General features: G+C 69.9%; 16 protein-coding genes. 6 read left to right on the top strand and 10 right to left on the bottom strand.

Going from position 1 to position 19,123, the window contains the following annotated elements; genetic code table 11:
- Positions 1-35 precede the first annotated feature (35 nt).
- Positions 36-2,324 (top strand): phosphoribosylformylglycinamidine synthase subunit PurL, encoded by a 2,289-nt coding sequence (gene purL / locus ACFX43_RS08555; RefSeq protein WP_378819433.1) that lies wholly within the window; start codon positions 36-38, stop codon positions 2,322-2,324.
- Here purL and ACFX43_RS08550 read toward each other — a convergent pair.
- The gene (locus ACFX43_RS08550; protein ID WP_378819430.1) at positions 2,243-2,992 is read right to left on the bottom strand and encodes a DUF2306 domain-containing protein; all 750 of its coding nucleotides are present in this window, start codon (positions 2,990-2,992) and stop codon (positions 2,243-2,245) included. The two genes, purL and ACFX43_RS08550, sit on opposite strands and share 82 nt — an antisense overlap.
- Positions 2,993-3,095: 103 nt before the next feature.
- On the opposite strand from ACFX43_RS08550, the gene ACFX43_RS08545 reads away from it, so the two are divergent.
- The gene (locus tag ACFX43_RS08545) at positions 3,096-3,827 is read left to right on the top strand and encodes a TetR/AcrR family transcriptional regulator (RefSeq protein WP_378819427.1); all 732 of its coding nucleotides are present in this window, start codon (positions 3,096-3,098) and stop codon (positions 3,825-3,827) included.
- A 20-nt stretch (positions 3,828-3,847) separates the two neighbouring features.
- Positions 3,848-4,888, top strand: coding sequence for a CAP domain-containing protein (locus ACFX43_RS08540; RefSeq protein ID WP_378819424.1), 1,041 nt, complete (start codon positions 3,848-3,850; stop codon positions 4,886-4,888).
- Between the two features lie 3 nt (positions 4,889-4,891).
- Here the strand turns inward: ACFX43_RS08540 and ACFX43_RS08535 are convergent, their stop codons facing one another.
- Genes ACFX43_RS08535 through ACFX43_RS08525 form a run of 3 tightly spaced genes read right to left on the bottom strand, consistent with a single transcriptional unit; the run spans position 4,892 to position 8,278 of the window.
- Positions 4,892-6,394: a DHA2 family efflux MFS transporter permease subunit gene (locus tag ACFX43_RS08535; protein WP_378819422.1), complete on the bottom strand. Its 1,503-nt coding sequence runs from the start codon at positions 6,392-6,394 to the stop codon at positions 4,892-4,894.
- Between the two features lie 55 nt (positions 6,395-6,449).
- Positions 6,450-7,256 carry an ABC transporter permease gene (locus tag ACFX43_RS08530; RefSeq protein WP_378819419.1) on the bottom strand — a complete coding sequence of 269 codons (807 nt, stop codon included), beginning with the start codon at positions 7,254-7,256 and terminating at the stop codon, positions 6,450-6,452.
- Positions 7,253-8,278, bottom strand: a complete 1,026-nt coding sequence (locus ACFX43_RS08525) for an ATP-binding cassette domain-containing protein (RefSeq protein ID WP_378819416.1) — start codon at positions 8,276-8,278, stop codon at positions 7,253-7,255. Before ACFX43_RS08525 ends, ACFX43_RS08530 begins: the two co-directional genes overlap by 4 nt.
- 217 nt (positions 8,279-8,495) lie before the next feature.
- Between ACFX43_RS08525 and ACFX43_RS08520 the strand changes: the two genes are divergently transcribed.
- Positions 8,496-9,452 (top strand): helix-turn-helix transcriptional regulator, encoded by a 957-nt coding sequence (locus ACFX43_RS08520; protein WP_378819413.1) that lies wholly within the window; start codon positions 8,496-8,498, stop codon positions 9,450-9,452.
- Here the strand turns inward: ACFX43_RS08520 and ACFX43_RS08515 are convergent.
- Genes ACFX43_RS08515 through ACFX43_RS08505 form a run of 3 tightly spaced genes read right to left on the bottom strand, consistent with a single transcriptional unit; the run spans position 9,432 to position 11,527 of the window.
- A complete protein-coding gene (locus ACFX43_RS08515; protein WP_378819411.1) occupies positions 9,432-9,992 on the bottom strand; it encodes a GNAT family N-acetyltransferase in 561 nt (186 codons plus the stop codon). The two genes, ACFX43_RS08520 and ACFX43_RS08515, sit on opposite strands and share 21 nt — an antisense overlap.
- A gap of 8 nt (positions 9,993-10,000) precedes the next feature.
- A complete protein-coding gene (locus ACFX43_RS08510; protein ID WP_378819409.1) occupies positions 10,001-10,789 on the bottom strand; it encodes a serine hydrolase in 789 nt (262 codons plus the stop codon).
- Between the two features lie 9 nt (positions 10,790-10,798).
- Complete coding sequence (locus tag ACFX43_RS08505) at positions 10,799-11,527, bottom strand: hypothetical protein (RefSeq protein WP_378819406.1); 729 nt, start codon at positions 11,525-11,527, stop codon at positions 10,799-10,801.
- A 63-nt stretch (positions 11,528-11,590) separates the two neighbouring features.
- On the opposite strand from ACFX43_RS08505, the gene ACFX43_RS08500 reads away from it, so the two are divergent.
- Together ACFX43_RS08500 and ACFX43_RS08495 are read left to right on the top strand one after the other, a co-directional pair.
- Positions 11,591-11,947, top strand: a complete 357-nt coding sequence (locus ACFX43_RS08500; RefSeq protein WP_378819404.1) for a sterol carrier family protein — start codon at positions 11,591-11,593, stop codon at positions 11,945-11,947.
- Positions 11,948-11,956: 9 nt separating this feature from the next.
- Positions 11,957-13,321 carry a dipeptidase gene (locus ACFX43_RS08495; protein WP_378819402.1) on the top strand — a complete coding sequence of 455 codons (1,365 nt, stop codon included), beginning with the start codon at positions 11,957-11,959 and terminating at the stop codon, positions 13,319-13,321.
- On the opposite strand, the gene ACFX43_RS08490 is transcribed toward ACFX43_RS08495, so the two are convergent.
- The 3 genes from ACFX43_RS08490 to ACFX43_RS08480 form a co-directional block, all read right to left on the bottom strand.
- Positions 13,318-15,087, bottom strand: coding sequence for a sensor histidine kinase (locus ACFX43_RS08490; RefSeq protein ID WP_378819399.1), 1,770 nt, complete (start codon positions 15,085-15,087; stop codon positions 13,318-13,320). The genes ACFX43_RS08495 and ACFX43_RS08490 overlap by 4 nt on opposite strands.
- Before the next feature lie 173 nt (positions 15,088-15,260).
- Positions 15,261-17,102, bottom strand: coding sequence for an ATP-binding protein (locus ACFX43_RS08485; protein ID WP_378819397.1), 1,842 nt, complete (start codon positions 17,100-17,102; stop codon positions 15,261-15,263).
- Positions 17,103-17,149: 47 nt separating this feature from the next.
- Positions 17,150-19,039, bottom strand: coding sequence for an ATP-binding protein (locus ACFX43_RS08480; RefSeq protein WP_378819395.1), 1,890 nt, complete (start codon positions 19,037-19,039; stop codon positions 17,150-17,152).
- Between the last annotated feature and the right edge of the window lie 84 nt (positions 19,040-19,123).

Genomic DNA, 19,123 nt, shown 5'->3' with positions numbered 1-19,123 from the left:
AGGGGATTGGGCACTTCTGACGTAGATTTCTGCCCGTGACCGAGACTTCGTCCGCTGCCGTTGCGTCCGATCTTCCGCTCCTGGACACCGTGCACCACGCTGCCGGTGACCCCGACCGCGAGCAGCCCTGGGCCGAGCTCGGCCTGAAGGAGGACGAGTACGCCGAGATCAAGCGCATCCTCGGCCGCCGGCCGACCGGCGCGGAGCTGGCGATGTACTCGGTGATGTGGTCGGAGCACTGCTCCTACAAGTCCTCCAAGGTGCACCTGAAGCAGTTCGGCGAGATCCCGCAGGAGACCCCGGCCGGCAAGATGCTCGCCGGCATCGGTGAGAACGCGGGCGTGCTCGACGTCGGGCAGGGCTACGCGGTCACCTTCAAGGTCGAGTCCCACAACCACCCCTCCTACGTCGAGCCCCACCAGGGCGCCGCGACCGGCGTCGGCGGCATCGTCCGCGACATCCTCGCGATGGGCGCGCGGCCGGTCGCCGTCATGGACCCGCTCCGCTTCGGACCGCTGTCCGAGGAGGACACCCATCGGGTGCTGCCCGGGATCGTGTCCGGCATCGGTCACTACGGCAACTGCCTCGGTCTGCCCAACATCGGTGGTGAGGCCGTCTTCGACGCCTCCTACCTCGGCAACCCGCTGGTCAACGCGCTCTGCGTCGGCGTACTGCGTCACGAGGACCTCCACCTCGCCAAGGCGTCGGGCGCCGGCAACCTGGTGATCATGTACGGCGCGCGCACCGGTGGCGACGGCATCGGCGGCGCCTCGATCCTCGCCAGCGTCGAGTTCGACGAGGACGGTCCGGCGAAGCGCCCGAGCGTTCAGGTCGGCGACCCGTTCATGGAGAAGCTGCTGATCGAGTGCACCCTCGAGCTCTTCGCCGCCGGCATCGTCCGCGGCATCCAGGACTTCGGTGCGGCCGGCATCTCGTGTGCCACCTCCGAGCTCGCCGCTGCCGGTGACGGCGGCATGCACGTCGAACTGACCAAGGTCCCGCTGCGCGACTCGACGCTCGCGCCGGAGGAGATCCTGATGAGCGAGTCCCAGGAGCGGATGATGGCCGTCATCGCGCCCGAGGACGAGGCCACCTTCATGGCCATCTGCGACAAGTGGGACGTCGAGGCCGCCACGATCGGCACCGTCACCGGCGAGGGCCGGCTCCGCGTCGACTGGCACGGCGAGCCGATCGTCGACGTCGACCCGCGCACCGTCGCCCACGACGGCCCCGTCTACCAGCGCCCCTACGCCCGCCCGGCGTGGCAGGACGCGCTGCAGGCCGACGTGGCCGAGAAGCTCCCGCGCGCGGCTTCTGCCGACGAGCTCCGCGAGACCATCCTGAAGCTCGTCGCCTCGGAGAACCTGTGCGACAAGTCCTGGATCACCGAGCAGTACGACCGCTACGTGCGCGGCAACACCGTCCTCTCCCAGCCTGCCGACGGCGGCATGATCCGCGTCGACGAGTCGACCAACCTCGGTGTCGCGCTCGCCACCGACGCCAACGGGCGCTTCGCCAAGCTGGACCCCTACGCCGGTGCCCAGCTCGCGCTCTCCGAGTCCTACCGCAACGTGGCCTCCGTCGGCGCCAAGCCGCTGGCCATCTCCGACTGCCTCAACTTCGGCTCCCCGGAGGACCCCGACGTGATGTGGCAGTTCGCCGAGGCCACCCGCGGCCTGAAGGACGCCTGCCTCGAGCTCGGCATCCCGGTCACCGGCGGCAACGTCTCCCTCTACAACCAGACCGGCGAGACCGCCATCCACCCCACGCCGGTGGTCGCGACGCTCGGTGTGATCGAGGACGTCACCACGCGTACGCCTTCGGACTTCCAGGCGGCCGACGAGGTCGTCGTCCTGCTCGGTGAGACCCACGAGGAGCTCTCCGGCTCGGAGTGGGCCCACGTCGTGCACGGCCACCTCGGCGGGCTGCCGCCCAAGGTGAACCTGGCGGCCGAGAAGGCGCTCGGCGAGCTGCTGCTGGAGGCGCGGTTCGTCACCTCCGCCCACGACCTCTCCGACGGTGGCCTGATGCAGGCGCTGGCCGAGCCGGCGATGTCGTCGGGGATCGGCGTCTCGGTCACGCTCGCCGGCGACCCGTTCGTCGCGCTCTTCTCGGAGTCGGTCGCCCGCGCGGTCGTCACCGTGAAGGCCGCCGACGTCGAGCGGCTCACCTCGCTGGCCGAGCGCCACGGGGTCGCGGCGACGCAGCTCGGTGTGACGGGTGGTGCTGCGTACTCGATCTCCTACGACGGCGGCAGCGTCGAGATCCCGCTCGAGGAGCTCACCGGCGTCTGGCGCTCGACCCTGCGGGACGCGCTGGCCTGATCGGTGCGTCGCCGGCGCGGCTTGCGGTGGATGATCCACTCGGCGATCAGCAGGTTCACGACCCAGCTGACCCACGCTGAGGCCGAGGCGGCGCTGGCGAGGGTGGGGTCATCGAGGCCGATGTCGTTGCCGGTCATGGCCTCCGGCACGTAGATCATGAGCAGGACCACATTCCAGAAGCGGTTGGCGACGATCGAGAACGCCATCGCATAGCTGCGGTACATCCACTCCCGGTGGTCCTTGAACCGCCGCTGCCGCACGGCCCGGTAGCCCTGCACGGTGAACAGCAGAAACAGCACGGCCAAGAAGGTGTTGCCGACCTGTTGGGACGGTCCGGCGGCGGGGAACTGGCTGGTGACCAGCGCCCCCACGCCGGTGGGGATCGCAGTGACGACATAGGTGCGCCCGGTCCAGCGGTGCACCGTCGGATGGTTCGCGCGCAGCCACGGCCACAGCTGGAGTACGCCGCAGCAGAGCATCACCGAGCCGAAGAAGATGTGTGTCACCAGCGCCGGGTAGAACACCGGCCCGCGGTCGGTCTCGACGAGCGACTGCGACGGATCCAGCCCGACGTACCGCGGCAGCGCCGTCACCAGGAAGATCACCGTCGCGGCGGCCAGCGGGAAGACCCACCACTGGCGTGCCAGAGGTCGTTGCGAAGTGCTCATCAGCTGTCCGATCTAATAGCGTACGTGATTAACAGTTTATAGCGTACGCAGAAGCGAGACGCGGTCAACCCGTTTCTGGAGGGAGCAGGGCATGATGGAGGGGATGAGTTCCGACCTGATCCCTCGTCTGTGGGGCAAGTCCCCGCCCGGCCGACGCGGCCCCAAGCCGGCGCTGAGCGTTGCCCAGATCGTCGAGGCCGCCTACGTCATCGCTGATGAGCAGGGCCTCGCCGCTGTCTCGATGGCGCGGGTCGCCGAGGCGCTGGGCCGCTCCCCGATGGCGCTGTATCGGCACGTGAAGAACAAGGATGAGCTGCTCATCCTGCTCGCCGACCGTCTCTGTGCGGAGCTGCCGGCGCCGTCGCGCGACCTGGGCTGGCGCGATGGTCTGGCAGCCTGGATGCGCGCGCAGGTCGACCTGTCGCTGAGTCGGCCGTGGTTCCTCGATCTGCCTCTCGTCGGCACGCTTCCCGGGCCGAACCGCCTCGCCTGGATCGATCTCGGGTTCTACTACCTCCGCGAGGTGACGCTGCCCCCCGAGGAGAAGATGGCGATTCTGGGCATCATCTCGCAGTACGCCTTGGGTGAGGCGAGGATCGAGATCGAGGCCGCCCGGTTCCCGGAGAACCCCTATGCGAGGTTCGAGGAGATGCTCGTGACGTACGCGGATCCGGAGCGTTTCCCGAACCTGATGGAGTCGATGGCCACCTGGCGGCCCGCTGGGCCGGGCGAGGAGTCCGACTCCGACGACCCGTCGGCCTTCGGGCAGGGCCTGCTGATGGCGGGGATCGCTGCCCACATCGAGCGCCACACGGGACGCAGCACTCCCAAGTAAAGGTAGATACCCTGGCGGGGATGTTCCCCCACCTGCATCGCCCCGCGTCCTATGTCCTCGCCCTTCTGCTGGCGGTTGCCGCGCTGCTCGTCAGCGCTGGTCCGGCGTCCGCGGGGGAGGGTGGAACGATCAAGCGGCTGGCGAACTCCGCTCGTGCTGACGCTGGCCTGGACCCGCTGACGCGCGACTCCGCCCTCGACGGTCTGGCGCGGAAGTGGGCCTACAAGATCGCCGCCGACCGGGCGCTCTCGCACAACCCCGACCTCGCCGAGCAGGTGCCGGAGGGGTGGCAGGGGGTCGGGGAGAACGTCGCCATGGGCTACCCGACCGGCGCGGAGATGCATCGGGGCTGGATGAACTCCGACGGGCACCGGGCCAACATCCTGGGCGACTACACCCACATCGGGATCGCCTTCGTGAAGGTCGACGGCACCAGCTGGGGCGTCCAGGTCTTCGCGAAGTACCCGCCGGGCGTGCGGCCGACCGAGAAGCCGAAGGCCATTACCGCGCCGGCGCCGACCACCCCGACGGAGACCAAGGCACCGACTCCTCGGCAGACCGCGAAGCCCAAGAAGTCGGCGACGGCTTCGCCGACCCCGTCGCGTACGCCCTCCGCGTCCGTTTCCGCGTCGCCGTCGACGTCGCCCTCGGCGTCACACTCCGAGTCGGAGTCTTCCTCGGTCGCGCCCGTGGGCGACTCGGAGACGGCGGGCCCGGTGACGTTCACCGACGCCTCCGGCGGTCCGACTCCTGGCTCGAGCGGGCTCTTCGGGATCGGCTATGTCGAGATCGCCGTCGGGATGCTCGCGCTGTCGGGTCTGGGGCTGCTCATCGCTCTGCTCCTGGCCCGGCGCCGGCGCCGCGAACCACCCCGGCCTGACCCGCAGGGCCCTCGGCACGTCCGGCCCGTCGGGCCGTACCCCGGCGGCGGACCGGTCTATCGGGGCCAGGTCCATCCCGCCGGACCCGGTCCGGGTCACCCCAACCCGGGTTACCCGAATCCTGGTCGCCCCAACCCGGGCGGCCCCGACCGGTATCCCGGCGACCGCCGCCCCTGGTAGGACCTAGTCGCCGACCGCGGCGGCGACAGGCCGCGGGCTGTCGATGGAGACGCTCCGAGCCGACGGCGTACGCCGGAAGACGAGGAACGCGACCACGCCCGAGATCGCCATCATCGTGACCGGCAGCCAGAACGCGACCTGCAGGGCCTCGGCGGCCAGCGGCGCGACGGCTGCTCGCTCGGCGGGAGCGAGGGAGCTGAGCGCTCCGATGCCATCGCTGCCCAGTCCGGGAAGACGGGACGAGAGTGCAGCGGCCAGGAGAACCGAGACGCCGGCGGTGCACAGGGCGGTGGCGACCTGGTTCAGCACGTTGATCATCGTCGAGCCGGCCGGGATGGCGCTGTCCTCGAGGTAGCGGGTGGCGATGGTCATGGTCGGCAGCATCACGAACCCGGCGCCCGCGGTCGCGATGGCGTGGGTCGTGGCCAGGGCCAGCATCGGCGCGTCCGCGCTCAGCTGGAGCGCCAGGGCACCGAAGCCCAGGGTGGAGATCACGATGCCCGAGCCGATCACCGGCAGCGGCGGGAAGCGGTCGATGAGTCGGCCGGAGACCTGGATCATGATCCCGGCCGCGATGCCGGCGGGAGCCATCAGCAGTCCTGCGGTGGTCGCGGACTCGCCGCGTACGACCTGCCAGTAGAGCGGCACCAGGATCATCGACCCGAAGTAGCCGCCGGCGAAGCAGACCAGCAGTGCGGCGCTACCGCCGGTCAGGCGACGGCCGAGGAGCCGGATGTCGAGCAGGGGAGCGGCGGCGCGGAGCGCGTGCCGGACGAAGAGCGCCACCAGGACGATCCCGGCCCCGATCGGGACCAGCACCTGCGCCTCGAACAGCGTGCCCTCGGCGAACGAGGTGCCCAGCACGAGCAGCGCCATCGCGGGCGGAAGCAGGAGCAGGCCGCGTACGTCCAGGCGGGCGCTCGGACCGCGCTCCAGGCGCGGCAGGTTGCGCATCCCGAGGACGAGGCCGATCAGGCCCAGCGGCAGGTTGATCAGGAACATCCACCGCCACGACATCGTGTCGAGCAGCCAGCCGCCGAGCACCGGTCCGAAGACGGGGCCGACCAGCACCGGCAGACCCATCAGGGCCATCAGCCGGCCACGCTCCTCGGGCGGCGCCGAGCGCAGCGTCAGGGTCATCGCGGCCGGCATGACGAAGCCGCCGCCCAGCCCCTGCAGCACCCGGAACGCGATCAGCGACTCGACGTTCCACGAGGCCGCGACCAGGCCGGATCCGATCGTGAAGACGCCGATCGCGGTCAGGAAGACCTGGCGGGCGCCGAACCGGCTGATCGCCCAGGCCGCGGCCGGGATGACCGTTGCCAGAGCGAGCGTGTAGCCGGTGGCGACCCATTGGATCACCGGCAGCGAAGCGCCCGTCTCCTGGGAGAGACGGGCGATCGCGACCGCGACGATCGTGATGTCGATCGGGATCATCACCGTGCCGGCGATGACGGTGAGCACGATCGTTGTCGGGCTCGGGGCCGTGCGGAGTCGGGGTGTCATGCGTCCAGTGTGGAAGCTAAAGTGAACTTGAGATCAAGGGGGTTTCGGCCCGACTTCAGCTCGACCTCTCCATCGTCCGTACGCCGACGAGCACCCCGCCCGCCGCGACGGCAGCGGCCGCGATGAAACCGCCGATGACGACATCGGCCGGGAACTGACCGGCGAAGAGCGCCCGCTCGGCCTCGACGACGTACGTCATCGGGTTGATGTCGCTGAGGAACCGCAGCCAGCCGGGGGCGCCGTCGAGGGGGAGAAGGACGCCGGAGAGGAGCAGCAGCGGGAAGATCAGCATCTGCTGGACCGTCCAGAAGACCCAGTCCTGCTCCTTCGCGGCGGTGGCCAGGGCGAAGCTGAGCGCACCGAGGCCGATCGCGAAGAGCGAGACGATGACGGCTCCGACCAGGACCCCGCCGAGGTGGAGGTCGAAGCTGAACGGGGTCACCACGGCGAGGATGACGGCCGTCTGGAACAGCACCGGCACGACCTCCTTCAGGGCCCGCCCGACCAGGAGGGACGGCCGGGAGAGGGGCGAGACGAGCAGCCGCTCGTGGGAGCCGGAGCGGATCTCGGCGGTCAGGTCCGCGCCGGTCATCGAGGCGCCCATCAGCGCGGTCATGACGACGATGCCCGGCACGAACCACTGCAGCGCGCTCCCGCTCTCGACGGCGGGCAGGAGCGGCGCGAAGAGACCCAGGAAGACCAGCGGCTGCATCATCGCGAAGAGCATCGAGGCGGGCTGGCGCAGCTTGGGCGTGAGCTCGCGGAGCAGCACGGTCCCGGTGTCGGTGAGGAAGCCGGTCGGGCGGCTCGGCACTCGGGTGGTGCTCCGGACCTGTGCGGTCGGGACGGTGAGGGTGGTCATGCTGCTGCTCCTTCGGTCTGGGTGGTGGCGGACTGGGAGGTGGACTGGGCCGACTCGCGCAGGCTGCGGCCGGTCAGGTCGAGGAAGACGTCGTCGAGGGTGGGGGTGTGGACCTCCATGCGGATCGCGGGGGTGCCGTGGGCGGCCAGGTCGATGGCCATCGCCGGCGCGTTGTCGGCGCCGCGCGGCGAGCGGATCGAGAGCTGCGTCCCGGTGCGCTCGATGACGGTCGGACCGGACAGTGCCGACTCGGCGCGGGCCGCGGCGGCCGTGGCGTCCGCCTCGGTCCCGAAGCCGAGGAGCACCAGGTCGCCGAGCCTCTCCTTGAGCCGGGTGGCGGTGTCGTCGGCGATCACCACGCCGTGGTCGATGACGATCACCCGTCCGGCGAGCGCGTCGGCCTCCTCGAGGTAGTGGGTGGTGAGCACGATCGTGGTGCCGTCCTCGTGGAGGCGGCGGATCTGCTCCTGCAGGTTGGCGCGGTTCTGCGGATCGAGGCCGGTCGACGGCTCGTCCAGGAACAGCACCTCGGGGTGGTTGAGCAGCCCGATCGCGATGTCGAGCCGCCGCCGCTGGCCCCCGCTGAGCGTCTGGACCGGGCGGTCGGCGTACTCCTGGAGGTCGAAGGCCACGAGCAGCTCCTCGATGCGCGCCTTCGCGGCGGCTCTCGGGATGCCGTGGGCGCGAGCCTGGGACATCAGCTCATCGCGGCCGCGCTGGATGAACGCGGCGGCGTTGCCCTGGCCGACGTAGCCGATCGAGCGCCGGACGGCGCCGCGTGAGCGGACGACGTCGTGGCCGGCGACCTCGGCGGTGCCCGAGGTGGGCGGGATGAGGGTGGTCAGCATCCGCAAGGTGGTCGACTTGCCCGCTCCGTTGGGACCGAGGAAGGCGACGAGCTCACCTTGGTGGATCTCGAGATCGAGCCCGCGTACGGCCTCGACGGTCTTCTTGCTTCGGGTGAAGTGCCTGGTCAGCGCCTGAGTGCGGATCACCGGCCGCTGGTTGCTGTGGTTCGTCATGTCTTCAGCCTCTGACCTCATCCGGTCAGCTTCTGTCCGCTTTCGAAACTTTCTTCCCGGATCCGGTTTAGAAGCCCGGCGAGTGGGTAAGAGAGGGGTAGCGCGGCGTCGGTCGGCTCGAGGAGGGGGCGAGCCGACCGACGTGCGGGCTCGATCCAACAGGTTCCACCAGGAATCAGGCCACGAACTGACCGCAATGGCGCCTAAGGTCGGTTTCATGAGCACGAGCGCCCGGATGCTGCAGCTCCTCTCCCTGCTGCAGACCCACCGTTTCTGGCCCGGCACGGAGCTGTCCGTACGCCTCGAGGTCAGCGACCGTACGCTGCGGCGCGACATCGAGCGGCTGCGCGATCTCGGCTATGACGTGGACGCCACGCGAGGGGTGGCCGGCGGCTACCAGCTCCGGGCCGGCAACGCGCTGCCGCCGTTGCTGCTCGACGACGAGGAGGCGGTCGCGATCGCCGTCGGGCTGCGCACCGCGGCCGCCGGCATGGTCGCGGGGATGGGGGACATCTCCGCCCAGGCGCTGGGGAAGGTCGTCGCGCTGATGCCGCCGCGGCTGCGGCGGCGGATGGACGCGGTCACCTCGCAGACCGACTCCATCCCCTGGGGCGGCCGGGTGCCGCTGGACGCCGGCGTGCTCGGGATCCTGGCGCAGGCCTGCCGCGACGACGAGGCGCTCACCTTCACCTATCGGGCGCCCGAGGCCGAGCCGACCCAGCGCCGCGTCGAGCCCCACCGGTTGGTGACGCTCGGCAACCGCTGGTATCTCCTCGCCTACGACCGGGTGCGCCAGGACTGGCGCTCCTTCCGCGTCGACCGGGTCAGCGACCCCATGACCACCGGCCAGATGTTCCGCCCCCGCGAGATCCCGGGCGGGGACGCGGCGGCGTACGTGCAGGCGGGGATCCGCTCCCGTCCGGCGGCCTTCGACGTCTGCGTCCTCTTCGGCGTCGAGCCCGACGTGGTAGCGCGTCGGGTGGGGCGCTGGGGCGAGGTCGAGCCCGCCGAGGGTGGCTGCCGGCTGCGGATGCAGGTCGACGATCTGAGCTGGCCGATGATGATCCTCGCCGGCGTCGAGGCCGACTTCACGGTCGAGCAGCCCGCCGAGCTGGCCGAGCTGGTCAAGCGGGTGGGGGAGCGGTTCGTCCGCTCAGGCGCCGTCACGTCCTGATCGGGCCAGCCACTCCTCGCGCAGGAGCCCGTAGACCACCAGGTCCCGGCGCTCGCCCGGATAGGCCTGTGCGCCGCGCATGGTGCCCTCGTGGGTGAAGCCGAGACGCTCGGCGACCGCACGGCTGCGCTTGTTCATGACCGAGGTGTCGATGATCGCCCGGGCGATGTCGTACTCGTTGAAGAGGGTGTCCAGCAGCGCCGAGACGGCCCGGGTGATCAGGCCACGGCCCTCGTACGCCTCGCCCAGCCAGTAGCCGATCGTGGCCGACTTCTCGTAGAGGTTGATCCGCGCGGTCGTGGCGCCGGCGACCTGGCCGTCCTGGCGGATGACGCACGGGACCGCCTCGCCCTTGACCCACTGGTCCAGCAGGTAGGTGCCGAACCCGGCGACGCTGAGCATGGTCTGCTGCCCGTGAGCCCACGGCTCCCATTCGCGGAGGTGGTCGAGGTTGGTGTTGATGAGCTTGTGGACGGCGAAGTCGGTCGATCGGTCACGCAGGACCATCTCCGCGCCGTTCCCGAGGTCGATGCTGAACAACTGATCTCCTACCGTGCCGGACCGGGACCTGGAGCGTAGCCGCCCTGCAACGCATCCAGGATCAGCGTGCCGTACGCCCGCATCTGAGCCAGCACCGGGATGACCTCCCCCTGGAAACGGCAGATGACCGCGTACGCCGCCTGCCGGCCGCCGACGTCGAGCAGCCCGACCTCGGCGCGGACACCGTCGTCGGTGCCGGTCTTGCTCCACACCCGCAGGTCGCCCAGATCTGTAGGGGAAGGATCGGCGTGGGCCAGCGGATCCAGGCCGAAGGCCGCGGAGACCATCGACAGGTCCGTTGATGGCGCCAGCCAGGACATGACGGTCGGGTGCGGCGTACGGAAGTAGGCGACCCAGTCGGCGGCACAGCCGATGGAGAGCATCGGCGGGTCCTCGGGCCTGCGTACGTCCCGGACCGAGTCGTTCAGCATCGACCCGCCCGCGGCCAGCCGCCGCGCGACGGCCTGGACCGGAGCGAGACCGACGTGGTCGAGGAGCACGTTGGTGGCCAGGTTGTCCGAGACCGCGCCGACCAGCCGGGCGCAGTCGGTCATGGTCAGCGCGGGGGCGTCGAGATATTGCCACAGGCCGCTGTCGGCGACCGGCGCGACGCCGTCCTTGCGCAGCATCAGCTCTCCCAGCGACGGGTCCTCGTCGAGCAGCTCGGCGAGGTGGTGCAGCAGGAAGATCTTGGCGACGCTGGCAGTCGGCAGCAGCAGGGCCGGGGCGGACTCGACGAGGGTCTCACCGGAGCCGGTGTCGACCGCGAGGATCGACCATTCCGTCCGTGAACTCATACAACGGACCTAAACAGATGAGGAGGACTGGTCCTCACGCAGCTCGCCGACGACCTGGATCTTCTGCCAGATCTTGCGGGAGAGGTCGACGGTGAGGCCCTCGACGGTGCTGACCGTGTCCAGGACGACGTTGTCCTGGGAGTCCTCGGCACACAGTGCGGCCGTCTTGCCGACGAGGCTGAGCAATTCGGAGCAGTACTCCAGGTAGTGGATCAGCTCGTCGGCGTCGAGGGTGAGCCGGACGCTGGCCGGGGTCGGCGTGAACCCGGTACGCAACCGCTCGGGGTCCTTGGTGAGCTGGTGCATGTCGATGATGTGGGCCAGCGAGCGCAGCCGGTGCAGAAGCTTCAGCGCCCGCGACCGCAGCAGCCGCTCCGGGATCGTGTAGAGGAAGAAGACCGCCACCGCGGCGAAGATGAGGTCGTTGACGGTGCTCTCCATCAGCGGCAGCCACTGGACGCCGGTGAGCGTCTCGTCGCCGAACGCCGTCGCGAGGCCCCAGATGATGGCGGCCAGCGTCAGCGCGAAGACGGCCAGGATGAGCACGCGGGAGACCGCACGCGTCCACACCAACCGTTGCCGGAGCCGGTCCCCGACGCCGGAGGACTCCCTGATCAGGCCGGCCAGCTCCTCGGCGACCTTCACCAGGCCCCGGTCGGGGAAGCGTGCCGCGATCCGTCCGTGCAGCGTCTCGACGGTCGTCAGCACCATCTCCGACTCGAGTCTCTCCAGTCCCACGTCAACGGAGCGTAGTGGCCGTGCGCCGCCGAGGTGGGCAACTGCCGCAGATAGGGTGAGGACGTGCCAGCTCGACTCAAGCCCGCGGCGGCCGCCGACGTGGCCGATGCCCTGGATCGCGTACGCGCCGAGGAGCCCGCCAAGGCAGATCTCCGCCTCCTCACCAAGCACTTCCTCGCCGTGCTCGAGGAGCGTGCGCCGGGCAGGAGCGTCGAGGTGCGCGTCCCGCCGTACGCCGCGGTGCAGTGCGTCGAAGGGGTCAGGCACACCCGCGGCACTCCGCCGGCGGTGATCGAGACCGACGCGGTCACCTGGATCGCCCTCGCCACCGGGGCGATGACCTGGTCCGATGCCGTCGATCAGGCCCGGGTCAGGGCTTCAGGAGAACGCACCGACCTGTCTGCTTACCTGCCCTTGTAATCTCACCCTATGAGCCACTCCACCGAAGACATCAAGGCCCGTGTAGACGACCTCTTCCCCGGGATCCGCAAGGACCTCGAGGACCTGGTGCGGATCGAGTCGGTCAGCGCGGACCCCGAGCGCCTGAGCGAGGTCGAGAAGAGCGCGGAGAAGACCCGCGACCTCTTCGCGGCCGAGGGCTTCGACGTGGAGATCGTGCGTGCCTTCGACGGCGCCCCGCCGGCCATCGTCGGTGAGAAGAAGGGCCCCGAGGGTGCCCCGACGGTGCTGCTCTACGCCCACCACGACGTCCAGCCGGAGAACGACCACGCCGACTGGGACACCCCGCCGTTCGTGCCCACCGAGGTCGGCGACCGGCTCTACGGACGCGGTGCGGCCGACGACAAGGCCGGCATCGCGGCCCACATCGGCGCCGTCCGGGCGCTTGCCAGCCTCGACGAGAACGGTGAGCTCCCCGTCACCGTGCGCCTCTTCATCGAGGGCGAGGAGGAGGTCGCCTCCGCGACGCTCCCCGAGCTGCTCGGGAAGTACCAGGACAAGCTGAGGGCCGACGTCATCGTCATCGCCGACTCCGGCAACTGGGACATCGGCGTCCCGGCACTGACGACGTCGCTGCGCGGTCTGATCCGCGTCGACGTCGAGCTCCGCACCCTGGGTCACGCGGTCCACTCCGGCATGTGGGGCGGCTTGGCTCCCGACGCGATCATGGCCCTCGTACGCCTCCTCAACAGCCTCTGGGACGAGGACGGCGCTCCCGCGGTGGAGGGGCTCGTATCCGGTCCGGCAGCCGACGTCGACTACCCCGAGGAGCGGCTCCGTGCCGAGTCCGGGGCTCTCGCCGGCCTGCAGTGGGTCGGCAAGGGCAGCGCCGTCGAGCGGATGTGGACGCAGCCGGCGATCACGATCACCGGCCTGGACGCTCCGAAGGTCGACGGCGCCTCCAACACGCTGTCCCCGACCGCGCGCGCCAAGGTCACCATTCGGATCGCCCCCGGCGACACCGGTGAGAACGCCGTCGCCGCCCTCACCCAGCACCTGGAGAAGCACGTCCCGTGGGGCGCGGAGCTGACCACCAAGGTCGTCGACACCGGTGAGCCGATCGCCCTGGACGCGACCGGCCCGGCCTACGACGCGGCCCGTGCCGCCTTCACCGAGGCCTGGGACGGCACCGCCCCGATTGACATGGGCGTGGGCGGCTCGATCCCGTTCATCGCGGAGTTCCTCGAGGCCTTCCCGCAGGCATCGGTGCTCGTCACCGGCGTCGAGGACCCCGACACCCGCGCCCACGGCGCCAACGAGGGGCTCCACCTCGCCGAGTTCCGGAGGGTCGTCGTCGCCGAGGCGCTGCTGCTCCAGAAGCTGGGCGCCTCTTAGCTCCCAGGCAGCGTCAGCGCCACCCGGGTGCCCTCACCAGGGCGTGAGTCGAGCTCGACCAACCCGTGGTGGCGCCTGGTGATCTGCTCGACCAGCGTCAACCCGAGCCCAGCTCCGCGCGAACCACCCAGCGCGGAGTTGGAGCCTCGGTAGAACGGGTCGAAGACCTCCGGCTGCTCCTCGTAGGCGATGCCGACACCGGCGTCGGCGACGATGATCGTGACCTCGCTGCCGGCGCTGTAGAGCATCACCTGCACCCGCGAGCCGCGGTAGCTGTAGGTCAGCGCGTTCTTCACCAGGTGCAGGAAGGCCGCGCGCAGCTCGCGCGGGTCACCGACGACGTACGCAGGTCCCGTCGGGGTCGTCAGGACGCACTCGATGTCCTTCTGCGCCGCGTCGGGATCGAGCTCGTCGAGCACGTCGTCGAGCATCTCGGAGACCTCGATCGTGGTCTCGCCGGGGGCGTTGGCTGGGTCGCGGATCCGGGACAGGAGGAGGAGGTCGCTGACGATGCCCTCGATCTGGGCGCTGCGTACGGTCAGCGTCTCCACCTGGACGATCCACGGCAGGGTGTTGGCCTGCTCGCCGGCCAGCGCATTGAGCGAGGTGCCGAGCGCGTTCACCGGGATCCGGAGCTCGCGGGCCACGGCCTCGATCAGCCGGTTGCGCTCGCGATCGGCGCGGGCGAGCTGCTGGGCGAGGTCGCGCTCCTGCGTGTAGGCGTTGGCGGTGAGCACGATGCGTCCGAAGTCGCGGCCCAGCTCCATCGCCAGCCGGCCCTCCGCGTCGGTCCAGGTGGGCCGACCGGGCGAACGGAGCAGGACGATGTGGCCGAGCCACTCGTGGTCGGCGCCGACCGGTACGACCAGGGCGCTCCCCGCTCCCAGGGTCTCGAAGAACTTGTTGACGACGCTGGCCTGCTCGTTCCACTCCGAGGAGTCCGTGATCCGCTCGCGGCACAGGATCGAGTAGGTGCCATCCGCCCAGTAGCGGGAAGTGTTCCGCGAGGTGAGCGCGGCCAGGCCCGGGTCGGGGTCCCAGCTGAGGCCCGGGGTGGCGTGCACGACCATCTCGTTGTGGGGACCTTTGGTCGCCATCCAGATCCCGTCGGCGCCCAGGCCGCGGATCAACGCGTCGTGGCTGGCGTCGAGCACGTCGGCGAGGCTGAGCTTGGAGCTGGCGTCGCGCAGGAACTCCTTGGCGGTCTCGAGGTTCGCTGCGCGTTCGTAGAGCCGCTCGCGCTCGAGGTAGCCCCGCACGACCCGCTGGGCGCGCTTGGCGAACCGGTTGAGCACCCGGCGCTGGGTGAAGTCGGGTCGGCGCCCGCTGACCGGCATGTCCACCGAGAGGCAGCCCTGGATGGAGCCGTCGTCACCGAGGATCGGCGCGATCAGCATGTCGTGGGGGTGCCACGCGTCGGGGGCGTCGATCATGTTGGTGGTGGAGACCCAGCTGCCCTCGTGAAGGTTCACCCGCTCCTGGGGGATGAACCGCCAAGAGCCCCAGTTCTCGCCGCGGGAGAGGTTGTCACGCAGGTCGGAGAGGGCCCACCGGGTGCCGAGGATCTCCTCGGCCGTCTGCCGCCGCCCGTGTGCGTTCAGGCCGCTGGTGAAGCCGTGGACCGCGACCACCTCGAGCTCGTCACCACGGACGACGTTGATCGCGGAGATGCCGAAGCCGAGCAGCTCGCAGATGCCTTCGGAGATCATCTGGAGCGCGGGATCCGCCACCGGCAGCGACGTCCTGCTCGGCGTGCTCGCAGGCACGTCGAGGGCATCGACTGACTGTGGTGGGGGCATCCTTGCTCTCGGGTAGGTCGGTCAGGGAGGGTGTTGCAACTGCGTGGCAGTCCTGAGGACCTGGGCACCACGGAGTGTTGCACGAAACGCGCGCGCTGTGCAGCCGTAGGCGTCCGTCTCGACCAGATTGTGACGTTTGGTTAACCAAGCGAGGTGGCGTCGTTGGCCAACGGAAGGACTAGGGAGACGCGGGTGCCGGTGCCGGGCTCCGAGCGCAGCGTGACGCGGCCGTCATGGCGGCGCGCGACCCGGTCGACGATGCTGAGCCCGAGGCCGACGCCCTTCCGGCCGCCGATCGCCTGGCTGGAGCCGCGGTAGAACTCGGTGAAGACCTGGATCTGCTCCGCCGCGGGGATGCCGACGCCGTTGTCGGTCACCGAGATGGCCGCCTCGCTGGCGCTCTCCACGATGTAGAGCCGCACGTGGCCGCCGCGGTGGGTGTAGACCAGCGCGTTGTCGACCAGCCGGAGGATCGCCGCCTTGATCTCGCTGCGGTCGCCCAGCACCTGGACGCTGCGCGAGGGCACGTCGATGCTCACCTCGATGCCACGCTTCTCCGACTCGTACGTCCTCTGCTCGTAGATCTCCTGCAGGAGAGAGGTCAGGTCGACGTAGGTCAGGGTCGGCCGCGAGGAGGGGTCGGAAAAGCGGGAGAACAGCAGCAGGTCGTCGACCATCGCGACCAGCTGGTCGGACCGGCTGATCAGGTTGCCGACCTGCTGGAACCAGGTCGGCGATCCGCGGTCCTCGTGACGCATCGCGTCGATGCCGGTGGTGAGGGCGGTCAGCGGGTTGTGCAGCTCCTGCGCGACGGCCTCGATGAGCCGGCTGTGCACCTTGTCGGCGGTGGCCAGTCGCTGGGCGAGGTCACGCTCCTGGGTGTAGGCGTTGGAGGTGAGCACGATGCGCCCGAAGTCGCGACCGAACTCCATCGCGAGGCGCCCCTCGGCGTCGGTCCAGCGCGGCCTGCCCGAGCCGCGCACCAGCACGAGATGACCCAGCGCCGTGGTCTCCACACCGATCGGCACGACCAGGAGCGAGTCGGCCCCGACGGCATCGAGGAACTCGATGCCGATCTTGGCGAACTTCCTTCGCTCGGCACCACCGTGATGCAGCGCTTGGAGGAGCAGCTCGCGGTTGACGATGGCGTGCTGGCCCTGGTTCCACAGCCGGGTGCTCTGGTAGGCCTGACCGGCCGCGATGTTGCTCTCGGTGGCGGTCCAACCCAGGCCGGGCGAGGCGTACGCCACGGACCCGCCCTCGCCGTCCTGGGCCTGCACGTAGAGACCGTCGGCGTCGAGACCGCGGCTCATCGCCTCCTGGGTGGCCTCGAGCACCCCGGTGAGACCGAGCTGGGAGTTGGCCTCGCGCAGGAAGCTCTGGGCCTCGATCAGGTTGTTGGCCCGCTCCTCGAGGTACTCGCGCTGCAGGCTCAGCAGCACCGCTCGCCGCGCCTGGCGGGCGAACCGGTTGAGGATCCGCTGCTGGCGCCGGCCTGGCCGGCGGCCGTTGGTCGGACGGTCGATCGACAGCACTCCGACGAGCTCGCCGTTCTCGTCGTAGAAGGGCGCCAGGAGCTCGTCGAGCCGGTGCCAGTCCTGCGGGTCCTTCAGGATGTCCTCGTCGGTGTCGGGGACCCAGTAGCCCTCCGCCTCGCCGATGGTGTTCTTCTCGTGGGGGACGAACTTGATGTCGCCCCAGTCCACGGACATGTCCAGCAGGTCGGTGACCACCGAAACCGGGAACCGGGTGCCGAGCATCTCGGCGACGGTCATCTCGCCCTCGACGGTGTGGCCGGTCTCGTCCCCGTACGCCGCGACGATCTCGAACTCGTCCCCGCGGCGGATGTTGATGACGGCGGCGCCGAAGCCGACGAGCTCGGTGACCCCCTCCGCGATCAGCTGCAGACCGGGATCCGGGCTCGGGTACGCCTCGGAGGCGCCGCTTGGCGCGTCCGGACCCTCTGAGGGCGTACTGGTCATGAGTTCTCCGCCGAGATGGAAATGCAACCCGTTACCGGTGCGTAAGGTTAAACAATGGGCAGCGTCACACGGAATGTGCTTCCCACGCCAGGGGTCGAGTCGACGGATATCAGTCCGCCGCGTCGACTGACGATTCGAGACACGATCGTCAGACCGAGTCCGGTGCCTGGTTGTTTGAGGGCTGTGGGGTTGGTCGAGCGGAAGAACTCGGTGAAGAGCCGGTCCTGGTCCTCCGGCGAGATCCCGAGGCCGTGGTCGGTCACCCGGAGCTCGAACCAGCCGGGGCTGGTGCGCGTGCTCACGATGACCTGACCGCCCTCGGGGCTGTACTTGATCGCGTTGGTGACCAGGTTGATCACGACCCGGTCCAGATCACCCGGAGCCAGGGTCACGTAGACGTCGTCGGACGGCATCTCGAAGACGAGCTCGTGGGCGTCGCTGGTGGGCATCTCGGCGCTGAGCTGGCTGTGGACCTCCTCGAGCACGGGCGCGACCTGGATCGGCACCGTGGTCGGCAGGTGGTCGGGGTCGGAGACCTTCGACAGCATCGCCAGGTCGGCCACGATCTTCTCGGTGCGGTCGCGGTTGCGCGTCAGTGCGGTCAGCACCTCGGCGTACTCCTCCTCGGACTCCGCGTAGGGGAGCGACTCGATGTTCCACCGGAACGCGGAGAGCGGGTTCTTCAGCTCGTGGGCGACCGTCGCGATCAGCCGGCTCTTATGGGCCTCGAGCTCACGCAGGGAGTCGACCGCCGCCTTCTGGCGCAGGTAGGCCCTGGAGTTGTGGACCACACGGCCGAAGTCGCGGCCGAGGTCGGCGGCCGTGATCAGCTCGAGCTCGCTCCAGTGGGGCTTGTCGGGACCGCGGCCGAGGAGCATCGCGCCGTACCACGTCTGGCCGGAGCCGATCGGGACCCCGACGATCGAGCCGACCTTGTAGTGGCGGATCCACTCGGTGATCAGCTGCTGCGTCTCCGGGTCGGGGTGGGGGAGCCGCTCGGCGCCGTCGGGGGTCTGCACGGTGATGCTGCGTTGGTCCCAGAGGTATTGCCCGTAGTCGACCATGAACGGGCTGGTCAGGTCCTCGATCGGGAGCTTGAAGTCCTCCCGGTAGACCTTGGTGCGGATGCCGCGGCCCCCCGGCTTGGACATGTGCAGCCAGAAGTCGGTCAGGTCGAGCACGTCGACCAGCCCGGTGCTCAGCGAGTTGAGGATCTCGTCGGGGTCCAGCTCGCGCCCGGCGCGGCGGATCACGTCGCGGGCGGCCTCGGCGAGGCGTACCTGCTCGGAGAGCTCCTCACGCTCCAGGGCGAGCAGGATGGCGCGCTGCGCCTGCACCGCGTGGCGGCCGAGCACGGCGCGCTTCTCCGGGTTGGGGCGCAGCCCGTCGGTCGGTACGTCGACGATCAGGGTCCCGCGGAGCTTTCCGGCGTCGTCGCGCAGCGGCGCGACCAGCAGGTCGAGCGGGTTCCAGGCGCCGGCGGCGTCGACCGTCGTCATCGTCGGGATCCAGCCGTACACGTCCGCGGTCGGGTCCAGCCGCTCCGCCGGCACGAACTTGAAGATGCCCCAGTCGTCGGCCCGGGCGAGCTCGGCCTCGAGCCGCTCGATCGGGGTCACGGTGCCGAGCAGGTCCGCGCGGGCGGAGTCCTGGCCGGAGACGACCACCATGTGGAGGTGGCCGTCGGCCCGCGCGACGCTGATCGTGGCCATCTCGAATCCCGCCAGCGCGGTCAGGCTGTCGGCGATCAGCTGGAGGTCGGAGAGATCCTCACCAGGTGTGAGCAGACCACCGATCTCGGCCAGATCGGTCGTGATCGTGGTCATCGTCGTGGTGAGGTCGCTTCTGGCGCGTTTCCCGCCCAACGGTGGTGGGGCGAATCCCGGTGGCACCGTCAGTCGGTGCCCGCCGGCGGGCTTGGGCGCTGGAGAAGTCATCGGATCGATTATCCGGGATGTCGGTCCCGGGCGGTAGGGCAGACGTGGATCGTTCTTTACATTCATGATTCCGAGACGTTCATG

This window comes from Nocardioides sp. YIM B13467 (assembly GCF_042788075.1).
Classification (GTDB): Bacteria; Actinomycetota; Actinomycetes; order Propionibacteriales; family Nocardioidaceae; genus Nocardioides.
The sequence above is the reverse complement of the archived record's forward strand: the minus strand, read 5'-3'. Positions and strand labels throughout refer to the sequence as shown.

Bases quoted from the DNA above. Each gene is read 5' to 3' on its own strand.
- ACFX43_RS08550 (WP_378819430.1), bottom strand. From the start codon at position 2,992: ATGAGCACTTCGCAACGACCTCTGGCACGCCAGTGGTGGGTCTTCCCG.
- ACFX43_RS08545 (WP_378819427.1), top strand. From the start codon at position 3,096: ATGAGTTCCGACCTGATCCCTCGTCTGTGGGGCAAGTCCCCGCCCGGC.
- ACFX43_RS08540 (WP_378819424.1), top strand. From the start codon at position 3,848: ATGTTCCCCCACCTGCATCGCCCCGCGTCCTATGTCCTCGCCCTTCTG.
- ACFX43_RS08535 (WP_378819422.1), bottom strand. From the start codon at position 6,394: ATGACACCCCGACTCCGCACGGCCCCGAGCCCGACAACGATCGTGCTC.
- ACFX43_RS08530 (WP_378819419.1), bottom strand. From the start codon at position 7,256: ATGACCACCCTCACCGTCCCGACCGCACAGGTCCGGAGCACCACCCGA.
- ACFX43_RS08525 (WP_378819416.1), bottom strand. From the start codon at position 8,278: ATGACGAACCACAGCAACCAGCGGCCGGTGATCCGCACTCAGGCGCTG.
- ACFX43_RS08520 (WP_378819413.1), top strand. From the start codon at position 8,496: ATGAGCACGAGCGCCCGGATGCTGCAGCTCCTCTCCCTGCTGCAGACC.
- ACFX43_RS08510 (WP_378819409.1), bottom strand. From the start codon at position 10,789: ATGAGTTCACGGACGGAATGGTCGATCCTCGCGGTCGACACCGGCTCC.
- ACFX43_RS08495 (WP_378819402.1), top strand. From the start codon at position 11,957: ATGAGCCACTCCACCGAAGACATCAAGGCCCGTGTAGACGACCTCTTC.
- ACFX43_RS08485 (WP_378819397.1), bottom strand. From the start codon at position 17,102: ATGACCAGTACGCCCTCAGAGGGTCCGGACGCGCCAAGCGGCGCCTCC.
- ACFX43_RS08480 (WP_378819395.1), bottom strand. From the start codon at position 19,039: ATGACTTCTCCAGCGCCCAAGCCCGCCGGCGGGCACCGACTGACGGTG.